The sequence below is a fragment of the Streptomyces flavalbus genome (assembly GCF_042674625.1).
GTDB lineage: Bacteria > Actinomycetota > Actinomycetes > Streptomycetales > Streptomycetaceae > Streptomyces > Streptomyces flavalbus.
Window position 1 is genome coordinate 964,510 of sequence record NZ_JBHTEB010000001.1, and the last position, 13,245, is coordinate 977,754.

12 protein-coding genes and 2 pseudogenes are annotated in these 13,245 nt (G+C 72.1%); 10 read left to right on the plus strand and 4 right to left on the minus strand.

Annotated features, from left to right (window positions below):
• Positions 1-49: 49 nt before the first annotated feature.
• Together ACFQZ6_RS04080 and xylA are read right to left on the minus strand one after the other, a co-directional pair.
• A complete protein-coding gene (locus ACFQZ6_RS04080) occupies positions 50-448 on the minus strand; it encodes a hypothetical protein (protein ID WP_381604975.1) in 399 nt (132 codons plus the stop codon).
• 180 nt (positions 449-628) lie between these two features.
• Positions 629-1,795 (minus strand): xylose isomerase, encoded by a 1,167-nt coding sequence (gene xylA, locus ACFQZ6_RS04085; RefSeq protein WP_381604976.1) that lies wholly within the window; start codon positions 1,793-1,795, stop codon positions 629-631.
• A 164-nt stretch (positions 1,796-1,959) separates the two neighbouring features.
• Here xylA and xylB point away from each other — a divergent pair, with 164 nt between their 5' ends.
• The 5 genes from xylB to exaC all read left to right on the plus strand — a co-directional run bounded on the left by xylB (position 1,960) and on the right by exaC (position 8,743).
• Positions 1,960-3,405, plus strand: a complete 1,446-nt coding sequence (gene xylB / locus ACFQZ6_RS04090; protein WP_381604977.1) for a xylulokinase — start codon at positions 1,960-1,962, stop codon at positions 3,403-3,405.
• A 157-nt stretch (positions 3,406-3,562) separates the two neighbouring features.
• Positions 3,563-4,771: an ROK family protein gene (locus ACFQZ6_RS04095; protein ID WP_381604978.1), complete on the plus strand. Its 1,209-nt coding sequence runs from the start codon at positions 3,563-3,565 to the stop codon at positions 4,769-4,771.
• Between the two features lie 172 nt (positions 4,772-4,943).
• Complete coding sequence (locus tag ACFQZ6_RS04100) at positions 4,944-5,612, plus strand: N-acetylmuramoyl-L-alanine amidase (RefSeq protein ID WP_381604979.1); 669 nt, start codon at positions 4,944-4,946, stop codon at positions 5,610-5,612.
• Positions 5,613-5,753: 141 nt separating this feature from the next.
• Entirely contained in the window at positions 5,754-7,103 is a 1,350-nt protein-coding gene (locus ACFQZ6_RS04105) for a GAF domain-containing protein (RefSeq protein WP_381604980.1), read from the plus strand.
• A gap of 116 nt (positions 7,104-7,219) precedes the next feature.
• Entirely contained in the window at positions 7,220-8,743 is a 1,524-nt protein-coding gene (gene exaC, locus ACFQZ6_RS04110; RefSeq protein ID WP_381604981.1) for an acetaldehyde dehydrogenase ExaC, read from the plus strand.
• Between the two features lie 118 nt (positions 8,744-8,861).
• Here exaC and ACFQZ6_RS04115 read toward each other — a convergent pair whose 3' ends face one another.
• A complete protein-coding gene (locus ACFQZ6_RS04115; RefSeq protein WP_381604982.1) occupies positions 8,862-9,266 on the minus strand; it encodes a DUF7144 family membrane protein in 405 nt (134 codons plus the stop codon).
• 198 nt (positions 9,267-9,464) lie between these two features.
• On the opposite strand from ACFQZ6_RS04115, the pseudogene ACFQZ6_RS04120 reads away from it, so the two are divergent.
• Together ACFQZ6_RS04120 and ACFQZ6_RS04125 are read left to right on the plus strand one after the other, a co-directional pair.
• Positions 9,465-9,617: pseudogene (locus ACFQZ6_RS04120) on the plus strand (arginine-ornithine antiporter); the annotation flags it as partial.
• Positions 9,610-10,321, plus strand: a pseudogene (locus tag ACFQZ6_RS04125) (arginine deiminase family protein); the annotation flags it as partial. The pseudogenes ACFQZ6_RS04120 and ACFQZ6_RS04125, both read left to right, overlap by 8 nt.
• 75 nt (positions 10,322-10,396) lie before the next feature.
• On the opposite strand, the gene ACFQZ6_RS04130 reads toward ACFQZ6_RS04125, so the two are convergent.
• The gene (locus ACFQZ6_RS04130) at positions 10,397-10,714 is read right to left on the minus strand and encodes a hypothetical protein (protein WP_381618065.1); all 318 of its coding nucleotides are present in this window, start codon (positions 10,712-10,714) and stop codon (positions 10,397-10,399) included.
• 93 nt (positions 10,715-10,807) lie between these two features.
• Between ACFQZ6_RS04130 and ACFQZ6_RS04135 the strand changes: the two genes are divergently transcribed.
• The 3 genes from ACFQZ6_RS04135 to ACFQZ6_RS04145 all read left to right on the plus strand — a co-directional run bounded on the left by ACFQZ6_RS04135 (position 10,808) and on the right by ACFQZ6_RS04145 (position 13,244).
• Positions 10,808-11,665, plus strand: coding sequence for a LysR family transcriptional regulator (locus tag ACFQZ6_RS04135; protein WP_381604983.1), 858 nt, complete (start codon positions 10,808-10,810; stop codon positions 11,663-11,665).
• A gap of 212 nt (positions 11,666-11,877) precedes the next feature.
• Positions 11,878-12,822: an SDR family NAD(P)-dependent oxidoreductase gene (locus ACFQZ6_RS04140; RefSeq protein ID WP_381604984.1), complete on the plus strand. Its 945-nt coding sequence runs from the start codon at positions 11,878-11,880 to the stop codon at positions 12,820-12,822.
• Positions 12,819-13,244 carry an ester cyclase gene (locus tag ACFQZ6_RS04145; protein WP_381604985.1) on the plus strand — a complete coding sequence of 142 codons (426 nt, stop codon included), beginning with the start codon at positions 12,819-12,821 and terminating at the stop codon, positions 13,242-13,244. Before ACFQZ6_RS04140 ends, ACFQZ6_RS04145 begins: the two co-directional genes overlap by 4 nt.
• The last annotated feature ends 1 nt before the right edge of the window (position 13,245 follow it).

Below are 13,245 nucleotides of genomic sequence, written 5' to 3' on the forward strand. Positions count from 1 at the left end.
CTGAACACGTCCGAGGGGTCCGAAGGGTCTCCATGGGGGACCAGGTGCCCTATGAGGGCGCTCCCGCCTCACCCAGGGACGGAATGAGCGACTCCAGACCGCTCGGCAGCTCGGTGGGGAACCCGCTGGGGACCTCGCTGGGCAGGTCCGTCGGAATGCCGAAGGAGGGCTCGGCGGAGGGGCTCGGCGGCAGGGTCCCTCGCGGGGACGGTCTCCGGTCCGGCGAGTCGTCGTCGCCGTCGGATGCCATCAGCACGATGGCGGCGACGGTGGCGACGGCCAGCAGGGCGATCAGGACGAGCAGGAGGGGGTTCCACCGCCGGGGTGGCCGCGGCGGCGGGCCGGGCTCCCCCGCGGGGCCTGGGCCCTCAGGGGGAGGCGGTCCGAAGCCGCCGCCCGGGGGCGGTGGCTCACCGGGCGGCCGGGGCGGTACGGGCGGCATGGTCATACCGCCCAGAATCGCCTCGTAACGAAGCTGGCGCGACCTCCCGCGCGGGAGCCGCCACCGGTTCACGCCAAGAAACGCGTACGGCGCCGTGGACGCCAGCGTCCCCATGGAGCGCGTGAGGGCGGCGGTGTCCCGCGCGGGGTGTCGTCACCCTGTCGGTCGCACCGCGGTGCGAGGCGTTCAGCCCCGCGCGTTCAGCAGGTGGTCCATGGCCAGTTGGTCGAGCCGTTCGAAGGCCATCCCACGCGAGGCGGCCGCGTCCACGTCGAAGTCCTCGAAGGCCGTGCGGTCGGCGAGCAGCGCCTGGAGGCCGTCGCCCGCGGTGGGCTGGGCAAGCTGGTCCAGGCGCGAGGCACGCAGGGCCTCCTGGACCTCGGGGTCCGCGCGGAAGGCCGCGGCCCGCTCCTTGAGGATGAGGTAGTTGCGCATACAGCCCGCTGCGGACGCCCACACGCCGTCGAAGTCCTCGGTCCGCGGCGGCTTGAAGTCGAAGTGCCGCGGACCCTCGTAACCGGCGCTCTCCAGCAGGTCGACCAGCCAGAAGGCGGCGCGCAGGTCACCGGCGCCGAAGCGCAGGTCCTGGTCGTACTTGATGCCGTTCTGGCCGTTGAGGTCGATGTGGAAGAGCTTGCCCGCCCACAGGGCCTGGGCGATGCCGTGCGGGAAGTTCAGCCCGGCCATCTGCTCGTGGCCGACCTCGGGGTTGACGCCGTACAGCTCGGGCCGCTCCAGGCGCTCGATGAACGCCAGGGCGTGACCGACGGTGGGCAGCAGGATGTCGCCGCGCGGCTCGTTCGGCTTGGGCTCGATGGCGAAGCGGATGTCGTAGCCCTGGGAGGTGACGTACTCGCCGAGGAGGTCGAACGCCTCCTTCATGCGGTCGAGGGCCGCGCGGACGTCCTTGGCACCGCCGGACTCGGCGCCCTCACGGCCGCCCCAGGCCACGTACGTCTTCGCGCCCAGCTCCACCGCCAGGTCGATGTTGCGGATCGTCTTGCGCAGGGCGTAGCGGCGCACGTCGCGGTCGTTGGCGGTGAACCCGCCGTCCTTGAAGACGGGGTGCGTGAAGAGGTTCGTGGTGGCCATCGGCACGGTCATGCCGGTCGCGTCGAGAGCCTGGCGGAAGCGCTTGATGTGCGACTCGCGCTCGGTGTCGGAGGACCCGAAGGGGATCAGGTCGTCGTCGTGGAAGGTCACCCCGTGGGCGCCCAGCTCGGCCAGGCGCTGCACCGTCTCGACCGGGTCGAGGGCCCGCCGCGTGGCGTCGCCGAACGGGTCCCTTCCCTGCCAGCCGACGGTCCACAGTCCGAAGGTGAACTTGTCCTCGGGGGTGGGCTGGTAGCTCATGCCGCGGCTCCTTGCTCGTGTGCGACTGTTGCTCACGACTATTTCGTCATGGCGCTTAACAAATTAGTATGCGATCGCATCTCTGGGAAGAGACACACCCCCGGGAACAGACTCGGGTGTGGTCACAGGCCGGGGAAACGAGCCGCAAGAAGAGGGAGAGCCCGATGTCAGCAGCCGAGGGTCCGCTTGTCGTCGGGGTGGACACGTCCACCCAGTCCACCAAGGCGCTGGTCGTCGACGCGTCCACCGGACAGGTCGTCGCGAGCGGGCAGGCGCCGCACACGGTGTCCTCCGGGGCCGGTCGGGAGAGCGACCCGCGCCAGTGGTGGGACGCGCTGCGCGAGGCGCTGCGCCAGTGCGGCGACGCCGCCCACGAGGCCGCCGCCGTGTCGATCGGCGGGCAGCAGCACGGGCTGGTCACGCTGGACGAGCGGGGCGAGCCCGTACGCCCCGCCCTGCTGTGGAACGACGTACGATCCGCTCCCCAGGCGCGTCGGCTGATCGAGGAACTGGGCGGCGCGAAGGCGTGGGCGGAGCGCACCGGCAGCGTCCCCGCCGCCTCCTTCACGGTCACCAAGTGGGCCTGGCTCGCCGAACACGAGCCCGACGCCGTACGCGCGACCAAGGCCGTACGCCTCCCCCACGACTACCTCACCGAGCGGCTCACCGGGCAGGGCACGACCGACCGGGGCGACGCCTCCGGCACCGGTTGGTGGGCGTCCGGAAGCGAGTCGTACGACGCCGAGACCCTCGCCCACGTGGGCCTCGACCCGGCGCTGCTCCCGCGCGTGGTGCGCCCCGGCGAGGTGGCCGGGACCGTCCGGGACAGCCACGACCTGCCCTTCTCCAAGGGCACCCTGGTCGCCCCCGGCACCGGCGACAACGCCGCCGCGGCGCTCGGCCTCGGCATCCTGCCCGGCACACCGGTGCTGAGCCTGGGCACCTCGGGCACCGTCTACGCCGTCTCCCGGCACCGCCCCGCCGACCCGACCGGCACCGTCGCGGGCTTCGCCGACGCGCGCGGCGACTGGCTGCCGCTGGCCTGCACGCTGAACTGCACACTCGCCGTCGACCGCGTCGCCGCCCTGCTGGGCCTGGACCGCGAGGCCGTCGAGGCCGGGGGCGCCGTAACCCTGCTGCCGTACCTGGACGGCGAGCGCACCCCGGCCCTGCCGAACGCCTCCGGCCTGCTGCACGGCCTGCGCCACGACACCACCGCCGGTCAACTGCTCCAGGCGGCGTACGACGGTGCCGTCCACTCGCTGCTCGGCGCGCTCGACCTGGTCCTCGACGAGGACGCCGACCGCTCGACCCCGCTGCTGCTGATCGGCGGCGGCGCCCGGGGGGTGGCCTGGCAGGAGACGGTACGACGGCTCTCCGGGCGGCCCGTCCAGGTGCCGGAGGCGAAGGAACTCGTCGCGCTGGGCGCCGCCGCGCAGGCCGCGGGGCTGCTCACCGGCGAGGACCCGGCGGCCGTCGCCCGGCGCTGGGACACCGCGCGGGGCCCGGTGCTGGAGGCCGTGGAGCGAGACGACGAGACGCTGGCCAGGATCAGCGAGGTACTCTCCGACGCGGCGCCGCTGTTGGAGCGGGGAGCGGAGGGCCGCTGAGCGCCACGATCGTCGCTCGGCTCCTGGACGAGGTGAAGATGCCCGTTCCACCAGCCCGTTCACGGACGCGCAACCCCTGACGGCCGCACAACCGTGACGGCCGCGCGGCCCGCAACGGCCCGCGGCCTGACGGGCCCGACCAAGGATTGACGGAGGCATGACCGCACCGCTGCACGAGGCCCACCCAGCCGGTCCCGGACGGGCGCTGCCCGACACCCAGCAGGGGATGCGCCGCCGCAACCTCGCCCGGGTCATGCACACGGTCAGCGCCGAGGGGCCGCTGTCACGGGCGGCGGTCGCCTCCCGGATCGGACTGACCCGGGCGGCGGTCTCGACGCTGGTCGACGAACTGATCCGCTCGGGTCTGCTGGAGGAACTCGGCCCGGAACGCCCCGGCCGGGTGGGACGGCCCGGTTCCGCCCTCGCCGTCAGCGGGCGCGGTCCGGCCGGGCTCGGCGCGGAGGTCGGCGTGGACCACCTCGCGGTCTGCGCGGTCGACCTGCGCGGGGAAGTGCGGGCGCGGGCCGTACGGCACGGCACCAACCGCGGGCGCTCCCCCGGGCCGGTCGTCGAGGACCTCACCGGGCTGGTCCGCCAGGTCGTCGCCGAGGCGGAACAGGAGGGCCTCGCCCCCGCGGGCCTCGCGGTGGCCGTGCCCGGCCTGGTGGCGGGGGACGCCCGTACGGTCGTACGCGCCCCGAACCTAGGCTGGCAGGACGTCGACCTCGGCACCCTGCTGCCGGTGGAGTACCCGCTGCTGGTGGACAACGAGGCCAACTTCGGCGGGCTCGCGGAGCTGTGGCTCGGGGACGGCACGCCGCGGGACTTCCTGCACGTGTCCGCCGAGATCGGCATCGGTGGGGCCGTCGTCGTGGACGGGCGGCTGCTGCGCGGAACGCGTGGTTTCGCCGGTGAGCTGGGGCATGTGCCGGTGTGGCCGGACGGTCCGGAGTGCGGCTGCGGCGGTCGGGGCTGTCTGGAGCAGTACGCCGGTGAGGAGGCGGTGCTGCGCGCCGCGGGGCTGGAACCGGACGGCGACCGCGTCGGACGGCTCGCGGGCCGCGCCGCGGACGGGGACGCGGACGTACGGCGGGCGCTGCGGGACGCGGGAGAGGCGCTGGGCATCGCGCTGACCGGGGCGGTCAATCTGCTGGACCCCGAGGGTGTGGTGCTGGGCGGCGCGCTGGCCGGGCTCGCGCCCTGGCTGCTGCCGTCGCTCCGCGCCGAACTGGCCCGGCGCACGGCGGGCCCCGCCTGCCCGGTGTCCGTGTCCCGGCTGGGCCCCGAGGGCCCTCTGCTGGGGGCCGCGCATTCCGTGGTGCGGGCCGTGCTGGATGATCCGGCGGCGGTCGCGGCACGGGGCTGAGAGACGGAGGGCCGGGGGTTGGGCCTGATCAGCCGTCCCCGCCATCACCCACACGAGTGGCCCGGTTATCCACAACTCCTCGGCCGTCCACGGAAAGCGCGTCGCACCGCCGACCAACCAGCGGGCCACGTACCGTGATTCACGCAAGGGCTGGTGAGCGAGGGGGAAACCGATGCTGGTGAACGGGGAGACGGCGCAGGGACCGGGCGAAGACACGCCCCGGCAGCCGACGGGGAAGGCCGAAGCGGCAACGGCGCCGCCGAGTAGGCGACGGCTGCTGAAGGGCGCCGCCCTCGCCGCCGTGCCGTACGCGCTGCTCCCGGGTCCACAGGCCGGTGCGGTGGCGCAGGCGCCGGACTACCCGCTCGCTGAGTGGCAGCCCGCGCACCGGTCCAACTACACGCCCACGAGGCGGGGTACGGCACGCCGCCGCCTGGACCTGGTGATCATCCACGTCACCCAGGCGACGTACTCCAGCACCCTGGGAATCTTCCAGAACCCGAAGAAGAACGTGTCCGCGCACTACGTGGTGCGGTCCGGCGACGGGTACGTGGCGCAGTGCGTACGCGAGCCGGACACCGCCTGGCACGCGGGGAACTGGGACTACAACGTCCGCAGCATCGGCATCGAGCACGAGGGCTGGGTGGACCAGCCGCACTACTTCACCGACGCCATGTACCGGGCGTCGGCGCGACTGACGGCGGGCATCTGCGCCCGCTACGGCATCCCCAGGGACCGGGCGCACATCATCGGGCACCACGAGGTACCGGGCACGGACCACACCGACCCCGGCCCGCACTGGGACTGGACGCGTTACATACGGCTCGTCGGCGCCGCCTAGCGGTGGCCCCACCGTCCCGTCCGCCGTGGCGGCAGGCCGGGGAGGTGCCTCGTTCGAGTGACCGACGTCGAAACGGTTGTCGGCGCCCGTACTCGGAGTAACGATGGCCCCCCAAGCCGTATCGCCCTCGGGGAGGCCGAGTTGACCGATTCCTGGGTGGCCCTGGAGCCGGGGGCCGACCCCGCCGAGCGCGCCCGGACGCTGCGCCGCGCGCACGCGACCTTCACCGAGGCGGGTACGGTGCCGCGGCCGGTCCGTCCCGTGGTCGCGGACTCGTGGCGGCGCTCGGCGCGCGCCGGTGTCGGTCCGGACGGCGCCGCGTGCGTGGAGTTGGCGGACGGTGACCTCGGCGCCTACCGCGCGGAGCATCCGCTGGCCCGGGTCATGCCGCTGTTCCGGGAACTCATGAGCACGTTCGCCCTGGACGGTGAACACCTGATCGCGGTGTGCGACGCGCACGGCAGGCTGCTGTGGGTCGAGGGGCATCCGGCGACCCGGCGGCGCGCGGGGCGGATGAACTTCGTGCCGGGCGCCCGCTGGGCGGAGTCGGCGGTCGGGACGAACGCCCCGGGTACCGCCGTCGCCGTGGACCGGGCGGTGCAGGTCTTCCAGGCCGAGCACTTCGCCCGGCGCGTGCAGCGGTGGACGTGCGCGGCGGCTCCGGTGCACGACCCGCGCACCGGTCGGGTCCTCGGCGCGGTGGACGTCACCGGCGGTGACGGGCTGGCGCATCCGCACAGTCTGGGCTTCGTCCAGGCGGTCGCACGGGCCGCCGAGTCGCACCTGTCGCTGCTCATCCCGGACCGGCCCGCCGAGGGCACGGCGGAACTGACCGCGCTCGGCCGGGACGAGGCGCAGTTGCGCACCGGAGGCCGCCGCATCCGCCTCAGCCGACGGCACAGCGAGATCCTGGTGCTGCTGGCCCGCCACCCGGAGGGCCTGACAGGCGACGCGTTGCTGTGCGCGCTGTACGAGGACGAGTCGGTGACGCCGGTGACCCTGCGCGCCGAACTGGCCCGACTGCGCGGCCTGCTCGGCCCGGGGCTGCTGGCCTCGCGCCCGTACCGGCTGACGGTTCCGGTGGAGTCGGACGTCGCGGTGGTCGAGCGGCGTCTGGCGGCCGGTGCGGTGACGGCCGCGGCGACGGCGTACACCGGTCCGCTGCTGCCCGCTTCCCAGGCCCCGGCGGTGGTGCGGCTCCGGCGGCGACTCGCCGACGGACTGCGCACGGCGCTGATCGCCCGCCGCGATCCCGACCTGCTGGCGGACTGGGCTCACGCGCCCTGGGGCGAGGACGACCTCGACGTGTGGCGGGCGCTGGCGGCCACCCGGCCGACGGCCGCGGTGCGGGCACGCCTCACGGCACTGGAGTCGGAACTGACGGCACCGGCCGTGACGGTACGCCGGGACCACGGCCACCGGGCCCCTGCCATCACCGTCTCACCCCGCTCCGGAACGGGCGGCACGCGCCCCCGCCCCCAGCCCCGCTGACGCCCCGTCCCCTCTCTACTCCCCCACCGCGCAACGTCGTTGCAACGTCCCCGTCCCTAGCCTCGCGCCGAGAGTTGCCCAACGGCGGGCAGCACAGCTCAAGGAGGCACACCGCCATGACCCGATACGCGGCACCCGGCACCGAGGGCGCGATCGTCTCCTACCATTCGCGCTACGACCACTACATCGGCGGCGAGTACGTGCCGCCCGCGCGCGGACAGTACTTCGAGAACCCGAGCCCGGTGAACGGGCAGCCGTTCACGGAGATGGCACGCGGCACGGCGGAGGACGTCGAGCGCGCGCTGGACGCGGCGCACGCGGTCGCCCCCGGGTGGGGCCGCAGGTCCACGACCGAGCGCTCCGACATCCTGCTGAAGATCGCCGACCGTATGGAGGCGAACCTGGAGCGGCTGGCGGTGGCCGAGAGCTGGGAGAACGGCAAGCCCGTACGCGAGACGCTGGCCGCGGACATCCCGCTCGCCATCGACCACTTCCGCTACTTCGCGGGCGCGATCCGGGCGCAGGAGGGCACGCTCGGCCAGGTCGACGACGACACGGTGGCGTACCACTTCCACGAGCCGCTGGGTGTCGTCGCGCAGATCATCCCGTGGAACTTCCCCATCCTCATGGCGGCGTGGAAGCTGGCGCCCGCCCTCGCGGCGGGGAACGCCGTGGTGCTGAAACCGGCGGAGCAGACCCCCGCCTCGATCCACTACTGGATGAGCCTGGTCGAGGATCTGCTGCCGCCGGGCGTGGTGAACATCGTCAACGGCTTCGGCCCCGAGGCGGGCAAGCCGCTGGCCTCCAGCCCGCGGGTGGCGAAGGTCGCCTTCACGGGTGAGACGTCGACAGGGCGGCTGATCCTGCAGTACGCCGCCGAGAACCTGAAGCCGGTCACCCTCGAACTCGGCGGCAAGTCACCGAACATCTTCTTCGACGACATCTGGGCGGTCGACGACGACCTGCGTGACAAGGCCCTTGAGGGCTTCACCATGTTCGCGCTCAACCAGGGCGAGGTGTGCACCTGCCCGTCCCGGGCGCTGGTCGAACGCGGCCGGTACGGCGACTTCCTGGACGCCGCCATCGCCCGCACGGAGATGATCACCTCGGGCCACCCCCTGGACACCGACACGATGATCGGCGCCCAGGCGTCCAGCGAGCAGTTGGCGAAGATCCTCTCCTACCTGGACATCGGCCGCCAGGAGGGCGCGAAGGTCCTCACCGGCGGCGAACGCATCGAGCACGAGGGTGAGTTGAAGGGCGGCTACTACGTCCAGCCGACGATCTTCGAGGGCGACAACCGGATGCGGGTCTTCCAGGAGGAGATCTTCGGCCCCGTCGTCTCCGTCACCTCCTTCGGTGACTTCTCCGACGCGATCAAGATCGCCAACGACACGCCGTACGGCCTCGGGGCCGGTGTCTGGACCCGCGACATCAACACGGCGTACCGCGCCGGACGCGCCATCCAGGCGGGCCGCGTCTGGACGAACTGCTACCACGCCTACCCGGCACACGCGGCGTTCGGCGGCTACAAGCAGTCCGGCATCGGCCGCGAGACACACAAGATGATGCTGGAGCACTACCAGCAGACGAAGAACCTCCTGGTGTCGTATTCCCCGAAGAAGCTCGGCTTCTTCTAGACGCCCGCGAAAAGGCGCCTGACCTGGGTCTTCACCCGTCAGGCGCCCTGCGCTGAGCCAGCTCTCGCCCGAGCCTGGCGTGCGCGCCAACTCCGCTCAGAGCCATGTACGACGCCCTTCAGTCGTCCACCGCAATGGATCTGGTCAACGCCCAGACGGCGACGAGGTCGAGTGTCATCACGCTGATCGACCACAGGGGATAGAAGGGGATGAACATGAACTGGGTGATCAGGCTCGCCGCGCCCAGGGCTACGCCAGCCCCCGTGCCCCAGCTCCTGCCGAGCAGTACCAGCACGGTGAACAGTCCGCTGGTCTCGTGGCATGAGCGGAGGCGGTCACGGGCGCCGTCGGGGAGGCCCGTGCCGACGGCGGCATCGCGGAGAACGACGCCGCCTGGGGCCGCTCGTTCGGGGCGTAGGTGAGGAGCCAGCGCCCAGGGTGGCGCCGCGTCCGGTGAGTGCGACGGCGGATCGAGCGCAGTCGTGTGCCACCGTGACGGCTCGGCGGTGACCGAGATGATCAAGCGGCATCCTGTCACCCTTCGTGCCTGGCCCGGTCGACTGTGTTCATCGTCGGCCCCATAGGGGCGGTGAGCGACTCCACTCGGGCCGTTCGTATGACAGCAACGCCAGGAGTGCCGGTCCTGCGCACAGGCTGATCAGGCTGATCCTGACGGGCGGTCGGCCGTTGGACGCGGTGGCGGTGCGCGCACGGGGACAGCTCCCGCCGTGATCTCACCGTCGCTCTGCTGGCCACCCTCTACACGGCCTTCCTTCTCTTCGCGGCCGAACTCAGGTTCGTCCTGCTGTCCTTCATCGTCTACGCCCCGGCCACGATCCTGTTCGTCATGGCCCGCCGCGAACAGGGCCGACGGCCTCCTCTTCGACGACGTCATGTGGGTGGACAACGTGCAGCGCGACCACGCCGACTTCGTCGGAGAACTCACCTCCCGCGGCGTCGAGGTCGTCGAACTGCACGACCTCCTGGCGCAGACCATGGCGGTGCCAGGGGCGAGGGACTGGCTGCTGGACCGCAAGATCGTGGCCAGCAAGGTGGGCCTGGGCCTCGTCGACTCCACTCGCGCGTTCCTGGGGACCCTGGATGCCCGCCCGCCCGCGGAGTTCCTGATCGGCGGCCTGGCCACGGCCGACCTCCCGGACGACTTCCGGCCCGGCTACGTCGCCGTGGCGCGTGAGTCGACCGGCGTGCGCGAGTATTTGATGCCGCCGCTGCCGAAGACTCCCTACACCCGCGACACGACCTGCTGGCTCTACGGCGGTGTGACGCTCAACGCCCGCAGATGCCCACACTGCGCTCCGCGATGCATCTGGACACCGTGTTCACCTTCGCCGAGCGGGACACCGTCACGCTCTCCCCGCGCATCATGGACGCCGTCCACACCTCTCCCTGCGCCCCGGCCACGGCGCCGTCCCCGTCGATGTCACCGACGAAGGTTCCCGCCCGTTCACCGACGTCGTCGCCGCGGCACTCGGGCTACCCGAGCACCAGGTGATCGAGGCGGGCGTCGAGGTGATCGAGATCGTCGGTGCCGAACTCGGCCGTGGCGCAGGAGAGGGCTTCGTCCGTGCGGTGGCGCGTCCGATGCCGGTGCCAGCGTCCGGGATCAGACCGGCCTCGCCGAGGTGTAGCTGCTCACGTCAGCGGCTCATGGTTGGCCCAGACCGCCTTGTACGGGTGGCGGTCCTGCCAGCGCTTGATGAGGTCGACTGCCCCGGGCATGGTGAAGGTGGCGTTCAAGGCGTCGAGGCCGGTCACGCGCAGTTGCAGGATGGCGCTGGCGACGGCCACCGGGGCGTGGTCGTCGCCCGGAACGCGGATGTGATGCCGGGCTGCGACCGACTCGACCAGACCCGAGCCCTTCACGAGCTCCTCGAACTCCTTGAGGTACTGGTCCAGCTCACCCGCGGGAATCGGACTGTCGAAGGAAACGATCATCGTGTGGTGAATCATGCCCCTCAGCGAACAGGCATTTTCCGTTCCCGTCCAAGACCTATCCGTTCTCGCTCAATGCCTGGCAGGAATGGATCTCGATAGCCTGGTGGCATGGCCGAGCTGGAGACCCGCGAGCTGGAGTACTTCGTCGCCGTCGCCGAGGAACTGCACTTCGGTCGTGCCGCGGCCCGCCTGGCGATCGCGCAGCCAGCCCTGTCCAAGGCCATCCGGCGTCTGGAATCCCGGCTCGGCGTGCAACTGCTGGTGCGCTCCAGTCGGCACGTCGCCCTCACCCCCGCGGGCGAAGCACTCCTGCACCACGGCCGACACGCCCTCAACGCCGTCAGCGCGGCCATCGAGAAGGCCCGCCGGGCCGTTGACCGGCAAGCCCACCTGCGCCTGGTGATCAAACCCGGCGGCGACGCGAACCTCCTGTCCGGCATCCTGGCCGCGTACGCCGACCAACCCGACGCCCGCCAGGTGGACATCCTCTTCGGTGGAGCCACCGACCGCGCCGACCACGTCCGCGACGGCCGCGCCGATGCCGCCCTGCTGTACGTGCCGTTCGACGACATGACCGGCCTGGACCACGTGACCCTGACGGTCGAGGGACGTGTCGCGATCCTGCCGCCGGATCACCGGCTCGCCGCTCGCCCAGAGGTCACTCTCGCCGACCTCGCCCAGGAGACACTGCCACGCTGGAAAGGCGTGCGCTGGACCGGAGCGCCCGAGGGCGGGCTGGGGCCCGAGGTCACGGACGCGGCCGAAGTGCTGCACATGGTCAGGCTGGGACGCACCATCGCGATGCTGCCCCGCTCGCTGGCGCAGCCCACGCACCCCGACCTCGTCTACCGGCCCGTAACCGACGCGCCTCACAGCGAACTCGTCCTCGCGTGGGCGCGGGACGACCGGCGTCCCATGGTCGCCTCGTTCGTCGCTGCCGCAGTGGATGCCGCGGGGACGGCTTGAAGGCTGCGGATGACTCCGCGCGGCCTGCCCGCCTGCTCCGGACACGGCCTGGTGGCGCCTCAGCGGGCGGCGAACCAATCAGATGAGGGTGGTGATGCCGTCACCCGTGTGAGCCACGCCTTCTCCCGCGGCCCGCCGCAGCCGACTGTTGGTTCCGCAAGTGCGAGACCAGCAGAAAGCACAACAGCCGTGGAGCCCGGAGGAACCGCCTGATGCCCACCACCGAGAAAACCGACGGCCTCGTCGTCATCGTCACCGGGGCTGGCAGCGGTATCGGCCGCGCCGTCGCGGTGGAGCTCGCTCGCGCGGGTCACATCGTGTACGCCGGGATGCGCGACCTGGACGGACGCAACAGCCAGCGGGCCGAGGATCTGCGCAGGCTCGCGTCCGCCGAGAACGTGCGCCTGAGGGCGCTCGAACTGGACGTGCTGTCCGAACCCGGCTGCCGCAACGCCGTCGACGTCGTCCTCGGCGAGCACGGGCGGATCGACGTCGTGGTCAACAACGCGGGCATGTTGATGGCCGGTGTCGCCGAGGGGTTCACCCCGGACCAGTTCCTGCGGATCCTCGACACCAACGCGGTGTCCTGGCTGCGCGTCAACCGCGCGGTGCTCCCGGTGATGCGCCGCCAGGGCTCAGGGACGCTGGCCTACGTCAGCAGCACGACCGCCCACCTCGCCGAGCCGTTCATGGCGACCTACATCGCCAGCAAGGCCGCGGGCGAGTCCCTCGCCGAGTCGATGGGCCTGGAGGTGGCGCCTCTGGGCATCGACACCGTGATCGTCGTACCGGGCGCCTTCACCGAGGGCACCGAGCACTTCGCGCACAGCGACCCGCCTGCGGACGCGGCCGTCGTCACCCAGTACGGCGACCTGCCGGACCGGGTCGCGCAGGTCCCCGAGCGTCTGCACGCCATCGACCTCGCGAACGACGGCTCGCCCGCGCGGGTGGAGTCCGTCGGCCGGGCTCTGGTCGAGGTGCTGGAGACGCCCCGGGGCAGGCGCCCCCGCCGGGTCGTGGTCGACGCGCAGCGCAAGGGCGTCGAGGAGCTCGACGCCGTACGGGCGGCCAAGCAGCTCACGTTCTTCCGCCAACTGGGCATCGACGACCTCCTCACGGTCGCCGTACCCACCACCACCATCGAGGAGAAGCGATGACACGCACCATCGAGGACCTGATCGGAACCTTCTACGCGGCGTTCAGCGGCAAGCCCGCACTCCTCGACGACATCGTCACCGACGACTGGGACGACATCCCGCTGGGTCCGGGCCAGCCCCCCGGCCGAGCGGGCGCCGCTTCGCTGATCAAGAGCGTCGGCGAGGCGTTCAGCGACTTCCGCATCGTGGTCCACCAGATCATCGACGGCCGGGGCCCCGACGGCAACGGGTTCGTCGGCGTGCGCGGCGAGATGCGCGGCGTGCACAGCGGCGAGACCTTCGGCGTCCCGGCGACCGGGCGGGAGTTCCAGGTCCGGATCCACGAGTTCCACGAACTGGTCGAGGGCCGCATCGTCCGCACCTGGCACCTGGAGGACTGGCTCGACTGGTTCCGGCAGGTCGACGCCTCGCCCGCCCACTGAA